This window comes from Pseudomonas sp. GW821-FHT01E10 (assembly GCF_059422365.1).
In genome coordinates this window covers 156,543-180,398 of the sequence record NZ_JBWKWT010000007.1, presented here as the reverse complement: position 1 = coordinate 180,398, position 23,856 = coordinate 156,543, and the positions used below count along the sequence as shown (strand labels likewise).

General features: G+C 60.6%; 19 protein-coding genes. 7 read left to right on the top strand and 12 right to left on the bottom strand.

Features of this window, described 5'->3' with window-relative positions:
• Window positions 1–8: 8 nt before the first annotated feature.
• The 3 genes from dxs to AC07V0_RS15360 form a co-directional block, all read right to left on the bottom strand.
• A complete protein-coding gene (gene dxs, locus AC07V0_RS15370) occupies window positions 9–1,907 on the bottom strand; it encodes a 1-deoxy-D-xylulose-5-phosphate synthase (protein WP_086945951.1) in 1,899 nt (632 codons plus the stop codon).
• A 91-nt stretch (window positions 1,908–1,998) separates the two neighbouring features.
• Complete coding sequence (ispA, locus tag AC07V0_RS15365; protein ID WP_086945950.1) at window positions 1,999–2,886, bottom strand: (2E,6E)-farnesyl diphosphate synthase; 888 nt, start codon at window positions 2,884–2,886, stop codon at window positions 1,999–2,001.
• Window positions 2,883–3,125 carry an exodeoxyribonuclease VII small subunit gene (locus tag AC07V0_RS15360; protein WP_007894317.1) on the bottom strand — a complete coding sequence of 81 codons (243 nt, stop codon included), beginning with the start codon at window positions 3,123–3,125 and terminating at the stop codon, window positions 2,883–2,885. The genes ispA and AC07V0_RS15360 overlap by 4 nt, the downstream gene beginning before the upstream one ends.
• A 508-nt stretch (window positions 3,126–3,633) precedes the next feature.
• On the opposite strand from AC07V0_RS15360, the gene AC07V0_RS15355 reads away from it, so the two are divergent.
• The 6 genes from AC07V0_RS15355 to AC07V0_RS15330 are packed head-to-tail and all read left to right on the top strand — an operon-like array spanning window position 3,634 to window position 13,832.
• Window positions 3,634–4,425, top strand: coding sequence for a YfaP family protein (locus AC07V0_RS15355; protein ID WP_018925700.1), 792 nt, complete (start codon window positions 3,634–3,636; stop codon window positions 4,423–4,425).
• Window positions 4,426–4,473: 48 nt separating this feature from the next.
• Window positions 4,474–6,195: a DUF2138 domain-containing protein gene (locus tag AC07V0_RS15350; protein WP_064620641.1), complete on the top strand. Its 1,722-nt coding sequence runs from the start codon at window positions 4,474–4,476 to the stop codon at window positions 6,193–6,195.
• Entirely contained in the window at window positions 6,165–6,830 is a 666-nt protein-coding gene (locus AC07V0_RS15345) for a DUF1175 domain-containing protein (RefSeq protein ID WP_032833720.1), read from the top strand. The genes AC07V0_RS15350 and AC07V0_RS15345 overlap by 31 nt, the downstream gene beginning before the upstream one ends.
• Before the next feature lie 11 nt (window positions 6,831–6,841).
• Entirely contained in the window at window positions 6,842–11,401 is a 4,560-nt protein-coding gene (locus tag AC07V0_RS15340) for an alpha-2-macroglobulin family protein (protein ID WP_370741144.1), read from the top strand.
• A gap of 1 nt (window position 11,402) precedes the next feature.
• Entirely contained in the window at window positions 11,403–13,022 is a 1,620-nt protein-coding gene (locus AC07V0_RS15335) for a DUF2300 domain-containing protein (RefSeq protein ID WP_086945947.1), read from the top strand.
• A gap of 3 nt (window positions 13,023–13,025) precedes the next feature.
• Window positions 13,026–13,832 (top strand): YfaP family protein, encoded by an 807-nt coding sequence (locus AC07V0_RS15330; protein WP_086945946.1) that lies wholly within the window; start codon window positions 13,026–13,028, stop codon window positions 13,830–13,832.
• Between the two features lie 543 nt (window positions 13,833–14,375).
• Here the strand turns inward: AC07V0_RS15330 and AC07V0_RS15325 are convergent.
• From AC07V0_RS15325 to AC07V0_RS15310, 4 genes are all read right to left on the bottom strand, one after another.
• Window positions 14,376–15,122, bottom strand: a complete 747-nt coding sequence (locus AC07V0_RS15325) for a S24 family peptidase (RefSeq protein ID WP_086945945.1) — start codon at window positions 15,120–15,122, stop codon at window positions 14,376–14,378.
• Window positions 15,123–15,350: 228 nt separating this feature from the next.
• Window positions 15,351–15,878 carry an inorganic diphosphatase gene (ppa, locus tag AC07V0_RS15320; RefSeq protein WP_007933577.1) on the bottom strand — a complete coding sequence of 176 codons (528 nt, stop codon included), beginning with the start codon at window positions 15,876–15,878 and terminating at the stop codon, window positions 15,351–15,353.
• 114 nt (window positions 15,879–15,992) lie between these two features.
• On the bottom strand, window positions 15,993–16,805 hold the full coding sequence (locus tag AC07V0_RS15315; protein WP_086945944.1) for a M90 family metallopeptidase: 813 nt from the start codon (window positions 16,803–16,805) through the stop codon (window positions 15,993–15,995).
• Between the two features lie 6 nt (window positions 16,806–16,811).
• Entirely contained in the window at window positions 16,812–17,468 is a 657-nt protein-coding gene (locus AC07V0_RS15310) for a DedA family protein (protein WP_018925731.1), read from the bottom strand.
• Between the two features lie 72 nt (window positions 17,469–17,540).
• On the opposite strand from AC07V0_RS15310, the gene AC07V0_RS15305 reads away from it, so the two are divergent.
• Entirely contained in the window at window positions 17,541–17,753 is a 213-nt protein-coding gene (locus AC07V0_RS15305) for a hypothetical protein (protein WP_155949114.1), read from the top strand.
• Here AC07V0_RS15305 and AC07V0_RS15300 read toward each other — a convergent pair.
• From AC07V0_RS15300 to exaC, 5 genes are all read right to left on the bottom strand, one after another.
• Window positions 17,737–18,198, bottom strand: a complete 462-nt coding sequence (locus AC07V0_RS15300) for a GNAT family N-acetyltransferase (RefSeq protein WP_018925733.1) — start codon at window positions 18,196–18,198, stop codon at window positions 17,737–17,739. The genes AC07V0_RS15305 and AC07V0_RS15300 overlap by 17 nt on opposite strands.
• A gap of 113 nt (window positions 18,199–18,311) precedes the next feature.
• Complete coding sequence (gene eutC / locus AC07V0_RS15295) at window positions 18,312–19,136, bottom strand: ethanolamine ammonia-lyase subunit EutC (RefSeq protein ID WP_173861148.1); 825 nt, start codon at window positions 19,134–19,136, stop codon at window positions 18,312–18,314.
• A gap of 8 nt (window positions 19,137–19,144) precedes the next feature.
• Complete coding sequence (locus AC07V0_RS15290; RefSeq protein WP_018925735.1) at window positions 19,145–20,539, bottom strand: ethanolamine ammonia-lyase subunit EutB; 1,395 nt, start codon at window positions 20,537–20,539, stop codon at window positions 19,145–19,147.
• Between the two features lie 119 nt (window positions 20,540–20,658).
• The gene (gene eat / locus AC07V0_RS15285) at window positions 20,659–22,029 is read right to left on the bottom strand and encodes an ethanolamine permease (protein ID WP_019581359.1); all 1,371 of its coding nucleotides are present in this window, start codon (window positions 22,027–22,029) and stop codon (window positions 20,659–20,661) included.
• 220 nt (window positions 22,030–22,249) lie between these two features.
• Window positions 22,250–23,770, bottom strand: coding sequence for an acetaldehyde dehydrogenase ExaC (gene exaC / locus AC07V0_RS15280; RefSeq protein ID WP_018925737.1), 1,521 nt, complete (start codon window positions 23,768–23,770; stop codon window positions 22,250–22,252).
• Window positions 23,771–23,856: the final 86 nt, after the last annotated feature.

Below are 23,856 nucleotides of genomic sequence, written 5' to 3'. Positions count from 1 at the left end.
CCAGAGAATCAGATATTCAGCAATTGCAGGCGCTGACGCACCGCCTCTTCGATCCCGGCTTCATCCAGCCCGCATTCGGCGAGCATTTGCGCAGGCTTGGCGTGTTCGACATAGATGTCTGGCAAGCCCAGGTGCAGCACCGACTTTAGGATGTTCTCGCGGGCGAGGAACTCGCTGACCGCGCCACCGGCGCCGCCCATGATCGCGTTCTCTTCGACGGTCACCAGCAATTGGTGGCTGCCGGCGATTTCGCGAACCAGTGCTTCGTCGAGCGGTTTGACGAAACGCATGTCGACGACCGTCGCATCCAGCTTCTCGGCGACTTTCAGTGCCTCGGCCAGTTGCACGCCGAACACCAGCAGGGCGACTGTGCTGCCCTGGCGACGAACCACGCCCTTGCCGATTTCAATCGGTTCGAGGTCTTTCGCGATCGGTGCATTCGGGCCGGTGCCACGCGGGTAACGCACCGCCGCCGGGCCGCTGTACAGGTGGCCGGTGCTGAGCATTTTGCGCAGTTCGTTTTCGTCGCTCGGGGTCATCACCAGCATGCCGGGGATGCAACGCAGGAACGACAGGTCGAAGCTGCCTGCGTGCGTCGGGCCGTCTTCGCCCACCAGGCCGGCGCGGTCGATGGCGAACAGTACGTCGAGGTTTTGTACCGCGACGTCATGAATCAGCTGGTCGTAACCGCGTTGCAGGAAGGTCGAATAGATCGCCACCACCGGTTTGGCGCCTTCACAGGCCATGCCGGCTGCCAGGGTCACGGCGTGTTGCTCGGCAATCGCCACGTCGAAATAGCGCGTCGGGAAGCGTTCGCTGAAGGCCACCAGGTCGGAGCCTTCCTTCATCGCCGGGGTGATCCCGACCAGGCGCGGATCGGCTGCGGCCATGTCGCACAGCCACTCACCAAACACACCGGAATATTTCGGCCCGCTGGCTTTTTTCGGCGCGGCGGCCGGAGCGTCCAGCGGTTCGAGTTTGGTAATGGCGTGGTAACCGATCGGGTCGACTTCCGCCGGGGCGAAGCCTTTGCCCTTCTTGGTGACCACGTGCAGGAATTGCGGGCCTTTCAGATCGCGCATGTTGCGCAGGGTGGCGATCAGGGTCGGCAGGTCGTGGCCATCGATCGGGCCGATGTAGTTCCAGCCCAGCTCTTCGAACAGCGTGCCAGGGACCAGCATGCCTTTGGCATATTCTTCCGTGCGACGGGCGATTTCCCAGGCGCCGGGCAGGCGCGACAGGACCTTTTTGCTGCCTTCGCGCATGCTTGCGTAAGTGCGGCTGGAAAGGATTTTCGCCAGATAGTTCGACAACCCGCCGACGTTGCGCGAGATCGACATATCGTTGTCGTTGAGGATCACCAGCATGTTGGCGTCCACTTCCGGCGCGTGGTTCAGCGCCTCGAAGGCCATGCCAGCGGTCAGTGCGCCGTCGCCGATCACCGCGATTGCCTTGCGATCACTGTGTTGCAGGCGGGCGGCAATGGCCATGCCCAGCGCTGCGCTGATCGAGGTGCTGGAGTGGCCGACGCCAAAGGTGTCGTACTCGCTCTCGGAACGACGCGGGAAGGCGGCGATGCCATCCTTCTGGCGCAGGGTGCTCATGCGCGCGCGACGGCCGGTGAGGATTTTGTGCGGATAGGCCTGATGACCCACGTCCCACACCAGCCGGTCGTCCGGGGTGTCGAAAACGTAGTGCAACGCGATGGTCAGCTCGATCACGCCCAGGCCGGCACCGAAATGCCCACCGGTCTGGCCGACCGTGTAGAGCAATTCCAGGCGCAACTCATCAGCCAGGGTTTCCAGCTCGGCTTCGCCTAACCGGCGCAGGCCGTCCGGCGTGTTGGCACGGTCGAGCAGGGGCGTGGTCGGGCGCTTACGGGGAATCTCATGAAACGTCGTGGGCATCAGGCGAATCGTTATAGGTATAAAAGATGCGGCAGTTTACCTGATGCATCGCCCCCTGCCCACGCGTTGGTCTTTTTTGGCGGATACGCCGTCAGTTGCGGCGGTCAACGATGTACCGGGCCAGATCGCGCAAGGGCTCGGCTGCCGCGTCAAACGGTCGCAATGCGTGCAGGGCCTGGTCGCGCAGTTCCAGAGCGTAGGCCTTGGCCACGTCGAGACCGAGCAGTGCCGGGTAGGTCGGCTTGTCCCGGGCGATGTCGGCGCCCTGGCGTTTACCTAGGGTGGCGGTGTCACTTTCGACGTCGAGAATGTCGTCCTGGACCTGAAATGCCAGGCCGATGGCCTGTGCATAACTTTGCAGCGACTTCAGTTCGTCCTTCTCGGCACGGCCACTGGCCAGGGCACCGAGTTTGACGCTGACTTCGATCAACGCGCCGGTCTTGTGCCGATGCATGTATTCAAGGGCTTTTTGATCGAGCTTCAGTCCCACCGAGCCAAGATCGATGGCTTGCCCGCCGACCATGCCCGCCGGGCCTGCCGCCAGCGCCAGGGCGCTGACCATCTGCAGCCGGGTTTCGGTATCCGACGAGCTCAGGCGTGGGTCGAGCAGGGCGCTGAAGGCCAGGCTCTGCAAACCGTCGCCGGCGAGAATCGCGCAGGCTTCGTCGAATTTCTTATGGGTGGTCGGCTGGCCGCGACGCAGGTCGTCATCGTCCATGGCCGGCAAATCGTCGTGCACCAGCGAATAGGCATGGATCAGCTCAACCGCGCAGGCTGCGCCGTTGGCTTGCTCGGCCTTGCCGCCCAGCGCTTCACACGCGGCGTAGGCCAGCAGCGGACGTACGCGCTTGCCGCCATTCATCACGCTGTAGCGCATGGCTTCATAGAGGCGGGCGAGCTCAGGGCTCGGCGGGTTGAACAGGATTTCCAGTGCTGCATTGACGCGGGCCTGGCTGGCTGCCGAATACGCTGCAATCATTCTGGCTGATCCGCGTCGAAGGGTTCCTCGGCCAACTCGCCATCACGCTCGAGCAGCACTTGAACCTTCTGCTCGGCCTGGGCCAGCGCCGCCTGGCAATCACGGGTCAGCCCGATGCCCTGCTCGAAAGCGGTCAGCGAGTCTTCCAGCGACAATTCGCCGTTCTCCAGACGCTCCACCAGCGTTTGCAGGTCAGCGAGGGATTGTTCGAAATCCAGTGCAGCTTTTTTGCGGGCCATGGCGGCTATTTCCGGTTGACGTTAAACCGGCGCGACACTAGCAGACATGGGGGGTATGGGCAAATGAGCTGGGCCATTTGGAGCAGCAGTTCCGGGGTGACAACACACCTTGGGGCGAGGGAGCTTGCTCCCGTTCGGCTGCGCAGCAGTCGCGAGCCTCTGGACACGGTAGGCCTGAATAAACGCGATGTATGGTTTTGGGGCCGCTACGCTACCCAGCGGGAGCAAGCTCCCTCGCCACAGATGTATGTCGTCTATATAGGTTGTGTGGATTATTCGGCTCACTTTATGAGCCGAATAAGATCGCTATTCGGCTCACGCCCAACAAACACCGTGATTCTCACCGCAAATATAGATGTATCCGATTGTTAAAAAACTGCCGAATGGCTAATCTTCGCGCCTTCAACGACCCTATATTCAGGGTCTTCTGACGAAACGCAGTTTTTTTGATCTGTAACGCGCCGAGGATCAGGCGCCAGGTTTCGTTATGCATGGCAGGAGGCGTCACATGCGTTGGGTTCTTTCACTGCTGATTACGCTGGTCTGCGCTCAAGTGGCGCGGGCCGAGCCCACGGCCGAGCTATCGGAACCGGTGGGTGGTTGGCGCTATCACGGCTTGCTGGACCGCAGTGAAAACCCTCGCGTCGCCTATCCCACACCGCCCATCGACCGGGGCGTGCAGCGCAATCGCACAATGATCGAAGGCCAGCTCAAGGCCCTCGGCACGCTCCGTCCGCCCCACAGCCTGGCGGTCAACGGCAATCCCCTGAATCTGTACACCGACGATCAAGGGCGTTTTGCCCGCCCGTATGCGTTCGGCGCCGGTTCCAACAGCGTCGAAGTGCGCAGTTCCGAGGGCAAGTCGCTCAAGCGCGTTCAATTCTATGAAGCCAATAACCTGCGCACCCCGGCGCGGATTCGCGTGGTGCTGGGCTGGGACGATCCCAAGGCCGAACTCGACCTGCACATCATTACCCCCGACGGCCAGCACGCGTTCTGGGCCAGTCCGGCGATGAGCAACGGCGGTGGGCTGGACCCGGACGGGGTCGATGGCCCTGGCCCTGAAATGTTCACCATGACTGCGCCGATGCACGGCACCTATCTGGTTTACGTGAACTATTGGGGCAACTACGGCAGTGGCGGCTATAACTTCGATGAGAACAGCAACCAGAACGAGGTGATCACCTCGCAAATCAATCTGGTGCTCAATGAAAACACCGTCGACGAAAAACGCGAGACGTTCATCGTGCCCTTGCGGGCGATCGGCGACCTGCTGCTGGTCAAGACTTTCAACTATTAAACATCCCGCACCACGGTTGAATTCAGCCTTGTGAAAATGAGCGTGAACATGAGTGATAACACGATTCCACCAGCAGCTTCCCCGGCCGCCGCACCCGCTGCCAAACCTCCTCGCCGCTGGCCAGCGCTGGTGATCGGGCTATGCCTGGTGGCCGGAGTGGCGGGCGGATTGGGCTGGTTCCTGCACAAACCCAAGGCCCCGCCTGCGCAATTGGCCAGTGACAAACTGGGCATGAGCCGGCCGGACGGTCTGCTCGAAACCCATTCCTTGAGTCAGCTGCCCAAGGATTTGCTGGCCGTGCCGTTCCTCAAGGAAACCCTGACCGAAGATTTCGTCTTCTATTACGAAGCTCACGCCGACCGTCTCGGTTTGATTGGCAGTCTGCGGCGGATTATTTACGAGCATGACCTGAAGCTGCAGGACAGCCTGATCGAGCAGCTCTTCGACCAACCGGCGGATGTGGCGCTGTGGCGTGGGGCGGATGGGCGTCTCAAGGATTTCCTGTTGGTGATGGATCGCGGCGGACTGGCCAAGGTGCTGGAGCCGCTGGCGAAAGTGGCGCTGGATGATTCGCAACTGAGCAAGCTCGGCGAAGTGAAAGTCGGTGCCGACGCCGTCACCCTCTATCAGCTCAACTACAACGCCAGCAAGTCGTTGGTGTTTGCTTCCCATGGCGACAAATTGGTGGTGCTGTCCAATCCGGCCAAACTCTACGACCCGGATAACGGGGCTTTGGAGGAAACCGGCGGCGTTTCGACCAAGGCGATCGCCGCCTTGCTCAACGGCGACAAACTGTTCCCCGAAGCCTTCGGCCTGCCGCCCCGTGCGCCCGAGGTAAAACAACGCCTCTCGGTCAACTCCAGCGTGTTGGCCATGGGTTATCAGCGCTTCATCCCGAACTTTGCCGGCCTGCGTTTCGACATGGATGACAAGGGCTGGCACAGCTTCCTCGCCATGGACGAACTGGACAAGCAGCCGGACTTCGACTTCAAACCGATCTGGCAAGCCATGCCGATGGGCGCCAGCGCTTGCGTGGCCTTGCCGTTGGCCGCCGAACAACAGAAACCGCTGCTGGTGAAACTTGGCGCCGAAGAGTCCGTGGCCCAGGCCCTGACCGAACATATGGCCGGTGCCGCCGGCCTGTGCTGGTACGCCGATTCGCGGCTGTACACGCCGCTGCTGGTGGCCAGCCTGAATGACGATGACAGTGCCAAACTCGACGGTGACTTGGGCAACCTGTTCGGCTCGATGGTCGGTGCCTACGAAGGCAATGTTGCCGAGCACGCATTCCCGGTGGTCGAGAAACAGGACGGTAAAACCCATCAGTGGCAGCGCCAGGTCAGCTCCAACTTCGGCCCCTATAAGGCCAAGGATGCCGAGCAGCCGGACGCGATCACCGGCAAAGCCTTCATGCGCGTCAGCCTGGCGCGCCATGGTTCGACGCTGCTGTTCTCCCTCGACGACAAACTCGTCGACAAAGCGCTGGGCACCCTCGACAAACGCTTCCCGCCGCTGGCTGACGTGCTGCCGAAAGACCTGCTGATGCCGATCTATTTCGGCCCCGACTCCATGGCGCAACTGATGCAGCAGGAAACCCTCGACAGCCTGCCGCAGGACATGGAGCCGGTGTTCTACAACGCCGCGCAAACCTACCTGATCCCGAAACTGCGCACCCTTGGCGGCTACGGCAAATACGCCCTGACCTTGCCCAAAGGCAGCGAGCCCGACGGCCACTGGCAATGGCTGCCGCTGGAGTGGAAAGCTCTGTGACCGCACTCATCCGAGGCCTCGGCTTGCTGGCGTTGCTGCTGGGGACCCGCACATTCGCCAGCGAAGCCGCCGCGCTCGACCCGCAGCAATCCCAGGTATTCCGTGCCTGGTTCGTGCGCATCGCCCAGGAACAATTGACCCAAGGCCCGAGCCCGCGCTGGTATCAGCAGGACTGCGCCGGGCTGGTGCGGTTTGCCGCCAACGAAGCGCTGAAAGTCCATGACGACAAATGGCTGCGCAGCAATGGCCTGTCCAACCGCTACCTGCCGCCGGAGTTGCAACTGAGTGACGCCCAACGCGGCCTCGCCCAGCAATGGCAGCAGGGCGGCGGCAAGGTCGGGCCCTACGTCAACGCGATCAAACTGATTCAGTTCAACAGTCATCTGGTCGGCCGCGACCTGGCCCAGGCCCGGCCCGGCGACCTGATGTTTTTCGATCAGGGCGATGACCAGCACCTGATGATCTGGATGGGCCGCTTCATCGCCTATCACACCGGCACCACCACCCCCACCGACAACGGCATGCGCTCCGCAAGCCTGCAGCAACTCATGACATGGAAGGACACCCGATGGATACCCGACGCAGCCAACCCCAACTTCATCGGCGTCTATCGACTGAACTTTCTCTCCCAATGATCGGTGCCCGCATGCTGCGCATTTGCTCAAAACTGCCTCTTTTGCTTGCGTTGGTTCTGCCGCTGTCGGCAGTCAACGCCGAAGACACCGTCGAGCCGAGCGGCTATACGCCGGTAGCCGGTGAAAGCTTTTTCCTGTTGGCCGACAGTAGTTTCGCCAGCGATGAACAAGCGGTGGTACGCCTCGAAGCGCCGGGTCGTGACTATCGCCGGTTCCGCATGGAGCCTTACGGCGGTGCGGACATTCGGGTGTATCGCATCGACAAGCCGCTGGATTTCCTCAAGCGCCAGAAGAACTTGCACCGTGTGGTCAGCGACGGCCAGTTCAAGGGCGAAGGCCTGTCGAACACCCTCGCGTACCTGTGGGACAACTGGTACCGCAAATCCCGTCGGGTGATGCAGCGGGCGTTTTCCTACGAGTCGCGTAAACAAGTCACCGAGGAAGTGCCGGAACTGAAGATGGGCACCGCCATCGCCGCGCCAACGCCCTACGATGCACAGCCACAATTTGCTTTGATTCCGGGCCTGCCGGTGGTCAGCCAATTCCGTTATCCGCTATGGCAAGCCAAACCGATCCAGCCGCCTGAAGGCGTGAAACTGGTTGGTTCTTCCAGTGAGTTCGTCAGCGTCTCGCCGGGCAACGTGTACATCCCGTTGGGCAACCTGAAACCGGGCCTGTATCTGGTGGAAGCGCTGATCGGCAAGTACCGCGCGACCACTATGGTGTTCGTCTCCAACACCGTGGCCGTGAGCAAGATTGCCGGTGATGAATTGCTGGTGTGGGCTGCGCGCAAACACGAAGGCAGTTCGGTGCCAAAAGTGAATGTGCTATGGACCGACGGCCTGGGCGTGATGAGCAGTGGCGCTACCGATGCCGATGGTTTGCTGCGCCTGAAACACGTCAGCCCCGAGCGTTCGTTCGTGATCGGCGAGGACGAAGAGGGCGGGGTGTTCGTCTCCGAGAACTTCTATTACGACAGCGAAATCTACGACACCAAACTCTATGCGTTTACCGATCGACCGCTGTACCGGCCGGGTGATTGGGTGTCGTTGAAAATCGTCGGTCGCGAGTTCAAGAATGCCCGGGATTCCGTGGCGCCGACCGCTGCCGATGTCAATGTGACGGTGCTCGATGCCACCGGTACTGCGCTGCAGTCGTTGGCGTTGAAGCTCGATTCCAAGGCCGGCACCCAGGGCCGTTTCCAGTTGCCGGACAATGCGGTGGCAGGTGGTTATGAGCTGCGTTTCAGCTACAAGGATCAGGCCTACAGCAGTGCCTTCCGCGTGGCTGAGTACATCAAGCCGCACTTCGAGATTTCTCTGAACCTGGCCAAGCAAGATTACCGCACCGGCGAACCGGTCAAGGGCAGTCTGGTGTTGTTGTACCCGGACGGTAAACCAGTGGCCGACGCCAAGGTGAGCCTGAGCCTGCGCGCCCAACAACTGTCGATGGTCGATAACGAACTGCAATACCTGGGGCAATTCCCGGTGGAGCTGACCAGCGCCGAACTGACCACCGACGCCAAGGGCAACGCGACGCTTGACCTGCCCGCCGCCGAGAAACCGAGCCGCTACATGCTCACCGTGTTCGCCAGTGATGGCGCGGCGTACCGGGTCAAGACCACCAAGGAAATCCTCATCGACCGTGGTGCCGCCAGTTTCCGCCTGAGCGCGCCGCAACGGTTCAGCGCGGTGGGCGACAAGGTTGCCTTCAGCTACGCCAATGAAGGTGGCAGCGAGCAGAGCAAAGCGGTCAACCCGAGCAGCTACAGCTGGGTGCGACTCGAAGATCAGACCACTGGCGAAGGAAAACTCGCCGCCAAGGACAAAGGCTTCAGCCTGGCCTTCGACCGTCCGGGTACTTACAACCTGACGCTGAAAGATGATCATGGCCGCGTGCTTGGCGCGACCGGTCATTCGGTCACGGGTGATGGCGTCAAAGCCGTGCCCGGCACCGTGGAAATCGTCCTCGACAAACCCGAGTACAAGGCTGGTGACGAAGCCCTCGCGTTGATCACCTTCCCCGAGCCGGTCAGCGATGCGTTGTTGTCGCTCGAGCGCGACAAGGTCGAGGCCACGGCGTTGCTGTCCAAGGGCGCCGACTGGCTGAAGATGGAAAAACTCAGCGACACCCAATACCGCGCGCGCATCGCGGTGAAGGACAACTTCGCGCCGAACCTGACGTTCTCCGTGCTCTACACCAAGGGCGGTCAGTACAGCTTCCAGAACGCCGGTATCAAGGTGGTCGCGCCACAGATCGATGTGGCGATCACTACCGACAAAGAGGCGTATCAACCCGGCGATACCGTGTCCGTGGACCTCACCACCCAGTTCGCCGGCAAGCCGATTCCGGCGCACCTGACGGTCAGCGTGGTCGACGAAATGATCTACGCGCTGCAACCGGAAGTGGCGCCGACCATCGACCAGTTCTTCTACCACCCGCGCCGCAACAACGTGCGCACCAGCGCCAGTTTGTCGTTCATCAGCTACGACGTGGCACTGCCGGGCAGCCCGGGTGCGCCGGGCAAAGCCAACCGCAGCGAGCGTGGGGTGAAAGTGCTGGAGCGGCCGCGTCGTGAAGACGTCGACACCGCCGCGTGGCAGCCGGAATTGATCACCGACGCCAACGGCAAGACCCGCTTCACCTTCAAGATGCCGGACTCCTTGACCCGCTGGCGCATCACCGCCCGCGCCATCGCCGATGACGGTCAGGTCGGGCAAAAGAAGCAATTCGTGCGCTCGGAAAAACCGCTGTACCTGAAGTGGAGCGGCCCGACCAAATTCCGTAACGGCGACAAACCGGATCTTGGTGTATTCGCTTTCAGTCAGGCCGAGAAACCGGTCAAGGCTGAGCTGGTGATTCATTACGCCGGTGCCGAGCAACGTGTGCCGGTCACACTGAACAACGGCGTCAACTACGTCCCATTGCCGGCATTCACATTGGCCAATGGCGATTGGACCGCCGAGCTGGTGCAGGATGGCAAAACCGCTGATGCATTAGCCGTACGCCTGACCGCGACTGGCGAAGGCTGGCAGGTGACCCAGAGCCAAAGCCTGGACGCGGTCAGCGGCGACACGCCGTTGACCTTGCCGGCGGACGCCACGGATATTCGCCTGCGTCTGGATGACAGCCCGCAAGCGGTGTTCCGTTCGGCCCTCGACGATCTGCTGAGCTATCCGTATGGCGGCGTCGAACAAACCGCCAGCCGTCTGCTGCCGCTGAGCATCGCCTATCCAACGCTGTCGTCGAACCCACAGATCCGTGATCGCTTGCGTTTGATCATGCAGAACAGCCGCCTGCGTCTGGTGCAAATGGCCGGGCCGTCGGCGTGCTTCACTTGGTGGGGCTTTGACGGCGAGCCGGATGCATTCCTCACCGCTTACGCCTATTACGCCGACTGGCACGCCAGCAAAGTGCTGGAACTGAGCCTGCCGCCGGAGCACTGGCAGCGGGTGTTGGAGGTGTACGCGAAACAGGCGCAGAACACACCACTGTTGCAGCGGGCGTTGATTCTGTCGTTTGCCAAACAGATGCAATTGCCGGTGAACACGCTGCTCAGCGGTTTGATCGACGACCTGGTGAAAGCCGGCGAAGGCAATGCCGCGAGCGTGATGGACGATGGCGCAGAGAGCCTGGTCATGAACGATCCGGATTCGGCCTTGGGGCTGGCCAGTGCTCGGGTGTTGACCGCGTCTTTGGCGCGTCAGGCCAAGGTCAATCTGCCGCCGGCATTCAGCCGTCAAGTGGATGCTGCGCAACAGCAAGTGGCCGCCAGCGCTCAACCGTTTGTCGAAGCCCTGAACCTGTCGCTGCAGACTTTCGATCAGGCTCATGCACAAGCGTTGTTGCAACGCCTGTTGCCACAGCAATCGACCCTGGAACGCGCGTTGGCGCTGACCTGGTTGCAACGCAGCATCGAGCAGGCCTCTCCGACCATCGCACTGGCACCGGGTGAGGGCTGGAAGAAACGTTACAGTGATACCGGTGAGATGTATTGGACGTGGCAGGGCTCCTCGCCAGTGCCGGCGGCATTGTCGCTGACCGGGACGCAAGAGCGCCCGCTACGCGCCATGTTGAGCTTCCAGACCAAACAACCGGCAATCGATCCGATGGCTGTGACCATCACCCGTCGCCTGTCGCGTCTGGTGCCGGGTGATGAAGCGTTCGAATTCAAACTCGAAGCGGTCGGCACCAAGCCGTTGTCCAGCGACAGCCTGTACCTGGACGAAGTGATCATCACCAGCAAAGCCGCGAAACCGCTGCGCTACGGCATGCTCGAAGTGCCGCTGCCACCGGGTGCGGACGTCGAGCGCACCACGTGGGGCATCAAGCTGATGGGCAAGGCCGGCACCGAGCCGACCTCGCTGGAGAAGGCCCGTTTCGAGCCGGGGCAAATGGCCTATGCGGTGCCAGTGGATGCGCTGAGCGGTGAGTTGCGCCTGCGTCATCTGGTGCGCTTCTCGCAAAAAGGCCAGTTCAACCTGCCGCCGGTGCGCTTCACGCAGGTCTACGCGCCACAGCACCAGGCTCAGGAACAGAAGCAGGCGCTTGGCCAGGTCACGGTCAATTGACATGACCCGGCCTCTGGTCTGGTTACTGCTGTGTTTGATTCCTGCGCTGGCGACAGCGCAGGACGAGCCGTTGCGCCTGGGCTTCAAGGGTGAATTGCTTGCGTTGAGCCAGACTCAGGTGATCTCGCGTGAGCCATTGCCTGATGATTTGCAGACGCCGTTGGGCAGCTTGTGGAAGCTGTTTGTCTACGGCTGGCTGGTGGACACCGGCGCGCGCGAACCCGCTTATGAATGTCGCGGGCAATCGAAGGAAGAAGTTTATTGCTGCACGGCGGGCGGCACGATCGGGCGTGATCAGGCATTGGTGAAGTCTTGCGGCTTGTACTTTGAGCCTGCGCGCCTGGGCATTGCCGGCGCACAGTGGCGCGAGTATTGGCAGGCCAGACAAGCGCCGAAATGGTTGCTGGATTTGCCGTCGTTGCAACCGCAGACCCGGGTTTCGGTGGCGGAGTTGTTGAAGGTGTTGGCCGTGATGCCGGCGCAGGATCAGGCGCGAAGGGTGTTGCTCGATGTGGTGCTCAATGCCGCGGATGGCAATGTCGTGGGTGAACTCGGTGGTCGGTTGCGGGTGAAAACCTGGAGCTGGCTGGGGGATCAGGATCCTTCGTCGCGCCAAGGCGGATTCGCGGGCTGGACGGTAGACGGCACGCCGATCTGGGCCGGTGGGCGTGGCACCAGCCAAATGGTGTTGCGCCATTATGGTCAGGCGCTGGCGACGGTGCTGCCCTCGTCGTGGCCAGCCGAGGCAGGGAAGTGCGTTGAGGTCGGTCTGTTCGCGCGTTATCCACTGAAACGCGTGTTGTCGGGGGATCGCGTTATAGCGCCCGGCCCTTTGCAAGGCGACTACCGCGTCGAGTTCGCCAACGGCAATCAACTCGATATCCACAGCGACGGCGAGTTGTTCTTGCTCAAAGACAAACTCATCGCCCGCCTCGATCGTGAAGAATACGTCGCCCGCGTCCTGCAGCGCGAAGCCAGGCCTGAACCCGTCGAAGCGGCCAAAGCCCTGGCCGTCGCGATCCGCACCTACCTGCTGCAAAACGCCACTCGCAACGGCGACTGTCTGAGCATCGATGACAGCAGCAGTCGACAGCGCGTCGCGCCACGTCCGGCCGCCACTGAGTCGCGCAATATCGCCTCGTGGACCAGCGATCTGGTTCTCGCAGGCAGCAACGTCACCTATCACTCCGACCAACCGGGGCCGGACAAACTCTCCTGGCAGCAAGCCGTCGAACAAGCCAATGCCGGCCAACGCTACGACGCCATCCTGCTGCATGCCTACCCGCGCGCCAGCCTCAGTCGCTGGGACAACCCGGTCGCCTCCTGCGAAGCGCTGCCCGCCGCGCAAGACTGGCTGCAAAACCAGCGCCGCGGCTGGCGCCAACGACTCGAAAGCGAAGTCGGCTACAACGAAGTCAGCACCTTTGCGGTCTGCCGCCTGGCCTTTGGTCGTCCGTTTGTCGACCGCGAACGCCAGCGCATCTACGTACGCGGCGTGCTGTCGTTGCAAGACCGCCTCGATCTGACCCACGAATACCTGCACCTGGCCTTCGAAGCACACCCTAACGGCCAGGATGAAACCTACATCGAAGGGCTCGCCCGTCACCTCTTGCTGGAATAGGCCATGAAACTCCGTTATCCACAGGTCTTGCTGTTGTTTTGCGCTTTTTGCGTACTGCCAGCGACATTTGCCGCCGTCAAACTTGATACGCCCATTGGCGGCTGGCGTACCGGCGCCCCTGAAGGCGAAGGCGAAAGCTTTCGTCAGACGGTCAATTACCCGGCGTCGTCGGTTAACACCCCGGTGGGCCAGGCCAATACGGCGCGCATTACCGGCCAGATCCAATCCACCCCCAAGAGCAATGAACCCGGCAAGCTGATCGTCAACGGCGTCAGCATGCCACTGAAGATCGACCCCGCCGGTCACTTCGACCGCCCGTTCTCATTCCCCAAAGGCAGCAACAGCGTTGAAGTCCGCAGCCCCGATGGCCAACAACGCCACCGCACGCAGTTTCTTAACGCCAGCGGCGGCGCAACCCCGGCCAAGTTGCGGGTGCTGCTGTCCTGGGACAGCGACAACACGGATCTGGACTTGCACCTGATTACGCCCGACGGCGCGCACATCTGGTACGGCGATCGTGTCGCACCCAATGGTGCGGCGCTGGATGTGGACGTGACCACCGGCTACGGCCCGGAAATCTTCGCCATGCCCGCGCCGATCAAGGGGCAATACCTGGTGTACGTGAACTACTACGGCGGCGGGTATCGCAGTGATGACGAAGGGCAGGAGGATGCGGTTCAGCCGCTGACCACCGCGCAAGTGACGGTGATTACGGAGGAGGGGACGCCTGATGAAAAAATGGAAACGTTCCTGGTGCCGATGCGGGCGGTGGGGGAGTTGACGTTGGTTAAGGGGTTTAGTTATCCGTGAGGGGAGATCGTCTCGGCAGTGCTGAGGCCTTTATCCAATCCGTAGCAGCTGCCGAGCCTGCGAGGCTGCGTTCGAGCCGGGGTCGCGCTCGACCGAAGTTCTCGCATATCCGCTGTACACGGTCTTCCTGAAAGAAACGGTTGCCTGATTTTACGACTGCTTCGTGGCCGGACGCAGGCTTCGCCAGCTGCTACAAGGAGTGCGGTGCTTGATGAGGGGGCTGAGGTTGGTTCGGGGGAGGGCGCAGGATTATTCCGGGCATTAAAAAGCCGGCTTGTGGCCGGCTTCTCGGGGACTGGCTTGGTTTATTTTTGGTAAACCGCGCCAGCCTTCAAAACGTACACCCGGATCTTGCGTCCGGCTGTGGGACTTGGCGAGAAAGTGATCTGCCTTGTCGGTGCGATCTGAGCCTTGGAAAGGGTCGATGCGCAAATGTGGGGCGCAGCATACTGATTTTTTTGAGGAATTCCCAGCTTGGTGTGCGGGATAGAGCGATTGCGCTGAGGCGTAGCAGCTGCCGAAGGCTGCTACAGGGCTTCGTATTTACAGGAACGGTACGGACGGTCTGCGTTTGTTGAGCGTCGACCACCAGAACACCCATCCCAATACCCTGATGTTCTGCTTGTCGATCTGCTCGGCGTTGAAGATCTCATCCGGATACTCGGCACGATTGTGGCTGCGCAACCGCAGCGCATTTCCCGGCATCCGGTGCAGGTATTTGATTCGTAACATCCCGTCATGCTCGATCGCATAGATCTCGCCATCGATAATCTGCGTAAGCCCGCGATCAATGGCGAGGGTAGAACCGTCTTCAATCTTCTCCGCCATGCTGTTGCCGATCATATGGGTGCAGATGGCATTGGCATGTTTGATTTCCAGGGAGTCGAGGTGGCTGTGGGGCAGGCGGATGGATTGGCCGGGGTCCTCGACGACGTGGGTTTTGTTGGAGCCTGGGGCGGTGGCGGTCTCTTTGAAGAAGGGCAGTTCGACGTCGATGGGTTCGATCACCGTGTAGATGCCCCGGATGGCTTGGGCGTCGAAGGTGTTGCCGGACTCGTCGAGCACACGCAGGCGTGAGGACTCTTTAGGGCCTTCGCCGGTTTTCAGCCAGTCACTGTTGACAGACAGAAGTCGGGAGACTTCCTCCATGCGATAAGCGGGCACACCACGGGTGTACCAGTTATGGATATTTTGCGCTTCCGTGTCGAAGAAAGCGGCAAATCCTGTCGTTGTGATGTTGGCTGCTTCGAGGAGCGCTCTGAACCGTGGGCCGCTAGTGTTCTTTTTCATAAACACGAGTCTACGGGCGCAGGATGGGGGTTTGAATAAACGACCCGTTCAAATTTCGAGGGAAATTTAAGACCGGATGTAAGACGCTTTTCGTAAAAAATAAACAGGCAAACACCCAGGCCGAAATGCTCAAAACTCATTGTTAAAAGCGTTCCAGGCAGGCACAAAAAACCCCGGATCAACCGGGGTTTTTCTTGAAGCGTGAGGCTAGAAACTAACCGTTGCTTCTCAGCCTTTGTAGGCAGCGACCGACTTGGTGATCGCGGCGCGGGCGGCGTCTGCGCCGTCCCAGCCTTCGATTTTCACCCATTTGCCTTTTTCGAGGTCTTTGTAGTTCGCGAAGAAGTGCTCGATCTGTTGGATCAGCAGGGCTGGCAGGTCAGTGTATTCCTTCACGTCCACGTACAGCTGGGACAGCTTGTCGTGTGGGACTGCGATGACTTTAGCATCGCCGCCGCCGTCGTCGGTCATGTTCAGGATGCCGACTGGACGCGCGCGGATCACCGAACCTGGAGCAACCGGGTAAGGAGTCACGACCAGCACGTCGAGGGGATCACCGTCGTCAGCCAGGGTGTTCGGGATGTAACCGTAGTTGGCCGGGTAGAACATTGGGGTGGCCATGAAACGGTCAACGAACAGGCAGTCGCTGTCTTTGTCGATTTCGTATTTGATCGGCGCGTGGTTGGCCGGGATCTCGATCGCGACGTAGATGTCGTTCGGCAGGTCTTTGCCAGCCGGAATCTTGCTGTAGCTCATTGGGCGGTGCCCCCGTTAGTTGACCAAAAATACTTGGCCGGATTGACCAAAAAGTGGCGGCGATTATAGGCATATTCCGCCGTTGATGCCATGCACCTAAGGGTCGTAGAGACCTTAGTCGCGTGCCTGATAGACCGGGTCTTCGGCCAGAAGTTGCCGTAGACGGGCCAGCGGATCCTGACGGTAAAACAACTTCAACTGCTCGTAGACCTGTGGATAAGCCTCGTAAAGCAGATCCGGGGCGCTGAAGAAGTATTCGCTGGTGACCGCGAAGAACTCGGCGGGGTTTTCCGCGGCGTACGGGTCGATGGCGGTTTCAGCGTCCGGGTTGCGCTCCAGTTGCCGGTCGAGGTCGTCATAGGCTTCCTGCATGACCTTGGCCCAGTCGCTGACGCGCATGTCGGCGTGCAGCGGTGGCAGGCCATTGGCGTTGCCGTTGAGCATGTCGAGTTTGTGTGCGAGTTCGTGGATCACCAGGTTGTAGCCTTCCCAGCCACCGCTGGCCATTACGCCGGGCCAGGCGAGGATGATCGGGCCTTGCTGCCAGGCTTCGCCGCTGTGTTCACCATCCCATTCGTGTTCGACGCCGCTGGCATCGCGATGGCGCTGGGGGCTGAGGAAGTCGTCGGGGTAGAGGATGACTTCGTGAAAGCCCTGATACCAGTTCAGATCACCCAAATGCATGAGCGGTAATTGGGCCTGGGCGGCGAGCAGTAGGCGCTGCTCCTGGTGGAGTTCGACGCCGGGCAGGGCGGTCAGGTGTTTGTCTTGCAGGAACAGCACGCTGGCTTCGCGCAGCCACTGGTCTTCGGCCGCGCTGATGCCATCGAGGAAGCTCAGGTGATGGCGCACCCGTTGCCACATGTCGTCGGCAATCGGATGCCTGGCCAGGGTGCGCCGGCGTCGCCAGGCGCTAAGGGACCACATCGTCAGTCAGCGGGGTTCGGCTTTGGACGCGGCATTAGCGAGACGGCTGCGGATCACGCCAATGATCATCGGTAGCAGCGACACCAGGATGATACCCACCACCAGCAGCGACAGGTTTTTCTTGATGAACGGTACGTTGCCGAAGAAGTAACCGAGGGTTACCAGGCCACCCACCCAGAGGATGGTGCCGAAAATGCTGAAGGCAAAGAAACGCGGGTAAGGCATTTTGCCAACGCCGGCGACGAACGGAGCAAAGGTACGGATGATTGGCATGAAGCGCGCCAGGGTCACGGTTTTGCCGCCGTGTTTGTCGTAGAAATCGTGGGTTTGTTGCAGGTAATCGCGGCGGAAGATTTTCGAGTTCGGGTTACTGAACAGCCGTTCGCCGACGGTGCGGCCGATCACGTAGTTGGTGCTGTCGCCGAGGATCGCCGCCAGCATCAGCAGGCCGCCCAGCAGTACCGGATCCATGCCGCCACCGGCCGCCACGGCGCCCGCGATGAACAGCAGGGAATCGCCCGGCAGGAACGGCATCACCACCAGTCCGGTTTCGCAGAAGATCACCATGAACAGGATGGCGTAGATCCATGCTCCGTAGTTGTTCACCAGCATCTCGAGGTAAACATCGAGATGCAGAATAACGTCGATCGGGTTGAAATCCATGGAAAGCACCTGTGGTGATGGCCCGACTCAGCAGGCCTGTGCGGATAGCTTCGCGTAAGACTACAGCGGGGTGTGATTTTTCTTACGAGCCGTGAGGTGTGGGCATTATACGGGGTGAAAAGTGAAAAACGCGTCGAGTTTGTAGCGAGGAATGTCGATGTGTTTCAGGGTTTGTCGGAAAAGGTCGCAGCCTTCGGTAGCACCTACAGCTTCGAGGTTGCCTCGGTCGATGCAGGCGCTGCCGAAGGCTGCGATCTTCTTGGTGAGCTTAAAGTTCGTCACTGATCGGCAATACGTAATTCTTGAACTCGGTGTCTTCCCTGAATCCGATGGATTCGTAGGTTTTCTGCGCGACTTCGTTGTTGCTGCTGGTGGAAACGCGCATGCGCACGGCATTGGTTTCCTTGGCCATTTTCTTCGCGGTGCGGATCAGGTTGTCGGCCACCAACTGGCGTCGGGCGTCTTCGGCGACGTAGATGTCGTTGAGGATCCACACGCGTTTGAGCGAAAGAGACGAGAAGCTCGGGTACAACTGACAGAAACCCAACAGTTTGTTGTTGTCGTCATCGGCCAGGGCCAGGTAGATCACCGACTCTTTGCGCCGCAGGCGCTTTTCGAGGAACGCTCGGGACGAGTCCGGATACGGCAGGGAACCGTAAAACTCGCGATATTTGACGAACAACGGGGTCAGCAGGTCCAGGTGTTCGAGGGTCGCTTGAATAATCCGCATGGTAGGTCTCGTCTTCAAGTGGCTGTCTTACATGGTGACGGCGATAGGAAACCCTTGGCGGCCGTGCATCGATCCTGCCTTAAACCGGAATAGAAACGCAATGCGGAAACGGTTCAGGCATCCGACGGACTGAGTAGGAAATTACCTTTCAAACCTGCTCCTGTGTCCGACTCCAGCGTCTGAACCTGGGCTTCGTCCTTCAGACTGACCCCCGATAACTGCCGCCGACAGGCTTCGCGCATCAAATACAGCAAACGGTGTGCCGCCATGCCGTAACTCAAGCCTTCGAGCCGGACATTCGAGATGCAGTTGCGGTAGGCATCCGTCAGTCCGACCTTGGGATTATAGGTGAAATACAGCCCCAGGCTGTCTGGAGAGCTTAATCCAGGGCGTTCCCCGATCAGAATGACCACCATTTTTGCGCCCAGCAGCTCGCCAATCTCGTCAGCCACCGCAACCCGGCCTTGTTCCACCAGAATCACCGGCGACAGGGACCAGCCTTCGATAGCTGTCTGTTCTTCCATGCGTGCCAGAAACGGCAAGGTGTGGCGATGAACGGCCAGTGCCGAGAGACCATCGGCCACCACAACAGCCAGATCCACCCCGCCTGGATGGGCTCGCGAGTAATCACGCAGAGTCTGCGCTGACTCATCACTCAACTTGCGCCCCAAATCGGGGCGCTGCAAATAGCTGTTCCGATCCGTGGCGGCACTGTGCAGCAGCAAACTCTCACGCCCACGCTCGGTCAGTTGCGAACTGAGCGCCGAGTGATCGAAAGGCAGGTGCACCGCATCCCGGGCCTGGGCATGGGCGTACTGGAAATCCAGCTGCGCGCGGGTCGGCATGCTGGTGCCGGTACGGCCGAGGGCAATGCGTGCCGGGGTCAGGCGGCGCAGTTCCAGCAATGGGTTCTGCGGATCGACAGGTGGTTCATACATATAAACACTCATCCCAGTTGCGCCAATGCCTGGCGGAACGCCGGTGGCAGGCTGTTGCCGAAGTGAATTTTGCCGTCCGCCTGGGTGAAGATGCCCATGTTCGCCAGCCACTGTTCAAACTCCGGCGCTGGTTTCAGGCCCAGGGTTTGCCGGGCGTAGAGGGCGTCGTGGAACGAGGTGGTCTGGTAATTGAGCATGATGTCATCGGAGCCGGGGATGCCCATGATGAAGTTGATCCCGGCCACACCCAGCAAGGTCAGCAGAGTGTCCATGTCGTCCTGGTCGGCTTCGGCATGGTTGGTGTAACAGATATCGCAGCCCATGGGGACGCCCAGCAGCTTGCCGCAGAAGTGGTCTTCGAGGCCGGCGCGGATGATCTGTTTACCGTTATAGAGGTATTCCGGGCCGATGAAGCCTACGACGGTGTTCACCAGAAACGGTTTGAAATGCCGTGCCACGGCGTACGCGCGGGTTTCACAGGTCTGTTGATCGATGCCGTGGTGGGCGTTGGCCGACAAGGCACTGCCTTGGCCGGTCTCGAAATACATCAGGTTTTGGCCCAATGTGCCGCGATTCAGGCTCAAGCCCGCGTCGTAGCCTTCCTGTAAAACGTTGAGGTTGATGCCGAAACTGGCGTTGGCCGCTTCGGTGCCGGCAATTGACTGGAACACCAGGTCCAGCGGAACCCCGCGATTGACCGCCTCGATGGAGGTGGTGACGTGGGTCAGCACGCAGGCCTGTGTCGGAATGTCGTAGCGCTGGATGATCGCGTCGAGCATTTCCAGAATGGCGCAGATCGAAGCGATGCTGTCGGTGGCCGGGTTGATGCCGATCATCGCGTCACCATTGCCGTACAGCAGGCCGTCGAGAATGCTGGCGGCGATGCCGGCCGGTTCGTCGGTGGGATGATTGGGTTGCAGGCGCGTCGAGAGCCGACCGCGCAGGCCCAGGGTGCCGCGGAACTTGGTGACCACGCGGATTTTCTGCGCCACCAGCACCAGATCCTGCACGCGCATGATCTTCGACACGGCGGCGACCATTTCCGGGGTCAGGCCGGGGGCGAGGGCGCGCAGGCTTTGTTCATCGGCGGCTTCGCTGAGCAGCCAGTCGCGGAAACCGCCGACGGTGAGGTGGCTGACCGCTTTAAAAGCCTGTTTGTCGTGAGTGTCGATGATCAGTCGGGTGACCTCATCGGCCTCGTAAGGAATCAGCACTTCCTCCAGGAAGTGGGCCAGCGGGGTGTCGGCCAGGGCCATCTGCGCGGCCACCCGCTCGCCATCGTTGAGGGCGGCAACGCCGGCCAGAAAGTCCCCGGAGCGCGCCGGGCTGGCTTTGGCCATGACCTCCTTGAGGCTGTCGAAGCGGTAGGTTTGGGCGCCGACGGTATGGGCAAATACGGCCATGGGACGGTGTCCTCCTGATTCAATAAATATCTCAAATGCACCACTAAACCCCTGTGGGAGCGGGTTCTGGTGCACTTCAATAGGGCTGGCGCCGGGAATCAGCCCGGCGCCGGTGCATTTCAGACGCCTTCGAGCATCGCATCTGCCGGCGCATCGGCGCGTTGCTTGGCGGTCAGTTGGAAATACAGGTAACCGGCCACCATGAAACCGAGGAACACACAGCCGATCAGCGCGTTGAACCAGGCCATCGCCACCAGGCACACCACCGCCAGAAACAGCGCGATCCCCGGTACGATCGGGTAGCCCGGCGCGCGGAAGGTGCGCTCCAGGTTGGGTTCGGTTTTACGCAGTTTGAACAGGCTCAGCATACTGATGATGTACATCACGATGGCGCCGAATACCGACATGGTGATCATTGCAGCCGTCAGCGTCATGCCTTGCAGGTTGACCAGGCCATCGCTGTAGATCGCCGCGATACCGATCACGCCGCCCGCCAGGATCGCCCGGTGCGGGGTCTGGAAGCGCGACAGTTTGGCCAGGGAGGCCGGCAGGTAACCGGCGCGAGCCAGGGCGAAGAACTGCCGCGAATAACCCAGAATGATCCCGTGGAAGCTCGCCACCAGGCCAAACAGACCGATCCACACCAACATGTGCATCCAGCTCGAGTTGTTGCCGACCACGGCTTTCATCGCCTGAGGCAGTGGGTCGTTGATGTTCGACAGTTGGCGCCAGTCGCCGACACCGCCGGCCATGACCATCACGCCGATGGCGAGGAACACCAGGGTCAGAATGCCGCTGACGTAAGCCTTGGGAATCGTGCGTTTCGGGTCCTTGGCCTCTTCGGCGGCCATGGCTGCGCCTTCAATGGCGAGGAAAAACCAGATCGCGAACGGGATGGCCGCAAAGATGCCGGGAATCGAGGCCATGCTGAATTCGTTGGCGCCCGACCAGCCGTTGAGCACGAAGTTACTGAAGCTGAAGCCCGGTGCGACCACACCCATGAACACCAGCAATTCGGCGACGGCAAGCACGGTGACCACCAGTTCGAAGGTGGCCGCGATGCTCACGCCGAGGATATTCAGGGTCATGAACACGAAATAGGCGCCAACAGCGGCGATCTTCGGGTCCAGTTCCGGGTATTGCACATTGAGGTAGGCGCCGATGGCCATGGCAATTGCCGGTGGCGCAAAGACGAATTCGATCAGGGTGGCGATGCCGGCGATCAGTCCGCCTCGCTCGCCGAAGGCTCGGCGGCTGTAGGCAAACGGCCCGCCAGCGTGGGGAATGGCGGTGGTCAATTCGGTGAAACTGAAAATGAAGCAGGTGTACATCGTCGCCACCATCAATGCGGTGACGAGAAAACCCAGGGTACCTGCGGTGCCCCAGCCATAACTCCAGCCGAAATACTCGCCGGAAATCACCAGGCCGACGGCAATGCCCCATAGATGCAGGGTGCCGAGTGTGGGTTTGAGCTGTGTAGTAGAAGTCATAGGTCCTCTCTGCGTAGTAGAAGTCATAAGTCCTCTCTGTCTTTTTTATTGTTTGATTTGTTGGACTTTCGGGTATGGCATTCAGTGTGTAGAGCGGGAATGCAAAGCCAATGCCAGACCGGCAGAGCGATGAAGGAGGCGTTTAAGGGCACCATCGCGGGCTTGCCCGCGATGGCCTTCTGAAGGGCGATACAGAAATACCTGTATCGCCCCCCGGTTTTTAGAAGAAGCCCAACGGGTTGATGTCGTAGCTCACTAGCAGGTTTTTGGTCTGCTGATAGTGATCGAGCATCATTTTGTGGGTTTCACGGCCGACGCCGGACTTCTTGTAACCACCGAACGCGGCGTGTGCCGGGTACAGGTGGTAGCAGTTGGTCCACACGCGACCGGCCTTGATGGCGCGGCCCACGCGGTAGGCGCGGTTGATGTCGCGGGTCCAGAGGCCGGCACCCAGGCCGAACTCGGTGTCGTTGGCGATGGCCAGGGCCTCGGCTTCGTCCTTGAAGGTGGTGATGCTCACCACCGGGCCAAAGATTTCTTCCTGGAACACGCGCATTTTGTTGGTGCCCTTGAGCAGGGTCGGCTGGATGTAATACCCGGTCGCCAGGCTGCCCTCGAGTTTTTCCACCTTGCCACCGGTCAGCAGCTCGGCGCCTTCGCCCTTGGCGATGTCCAGGTACGAAAGGATTTTGTCGAATTGCTGCTCGGACGCCTGGGCGCCGACCATGGTGTCGGTGTCCAGCGGGTCGCCACGCTTGATCTGCAGGACTTTTTTCATGACAACTTCCATGAACTCGTCGTAGATCGACTCCTGTACCAGAGCGCGGGACGGGCAGGTGCAAACTTCGCCCTGGTTGAAGAATGCCAGCACCAGACCTTCGGCGGCTTTCTCGATGAAGGACGGTTCGGCCTGCATGACGTCTTCGAAGAAGATGTTCGGCGACTTGCCTCCCAGCTCCACGGTGGACGGAATGATGTTCTCGGCGGCGCATTTCATGATGTGCGAGCCGACTGGAGTCGAACCGGTGAAGGCGATCTTGGCGATGCGTTTGCTGGTGGCCAGGGCTTCACCGGCTTCTTTGCCGAAGCCTTGCACCACGTTGAGCACGCCAGGTGGCAGCAGGTCGCCGATCAGCTCCATCAGCACAGTAATGCCCAGCGGGGTTTGCTCGGCAGGTTTGAGGACAATGCAGTTACCGGCGGCCAGGGCCGGAGCGAGTTTCCAGGCGGCCATCAGGATCGGGAAGTTCCACGGGATGATCTGCCCGACCACGCCCAGCGGTTCATGGATGTGATAGGCCACGGTATTGCCGTCGATCTCGGCGGCACTGCCTTCCTGGGCGCGAATGCAACCGGCGAAATAGCGGAAATGGTCGGCGGCCAGCGGGATGTCGGCGTTGAGGGTTTCACGCACGGCCTTGCCGTTGTCCCAGGATTCGGTGATCGCCAGCAGTTCCAGGTTCTGTTCGATGCGATCGGCGATTTTCAGCAGCACCAGCGAGCGTGCCTGGGCGGACGTGGCGCCCCAGGCATCGGCGGCGGCATGGGCGGCGTCCAGGGCTTTTTCGATGTCTTCGGCAGTGGAGCGCGGGAATTCGGCAATCGGTTGGCCGTTGACCGGCGAAGTATTGGTGAAGTACTGACCTTTGACAGGCGCGACGAACTCGCCGCCGATGTAGTTACCGTATTTGCTCTTGAACGAAACGATAGCGCCTTCAGTACCGGGGTGAGCGTAACGCATGATGGGTTTCTCCTTGGCTTTTGTGCTTATAAGGGAGGACGCGCCAGAGCGCGGTAACAAGCGTAGAGCAAAGGTTGGGCCACCGC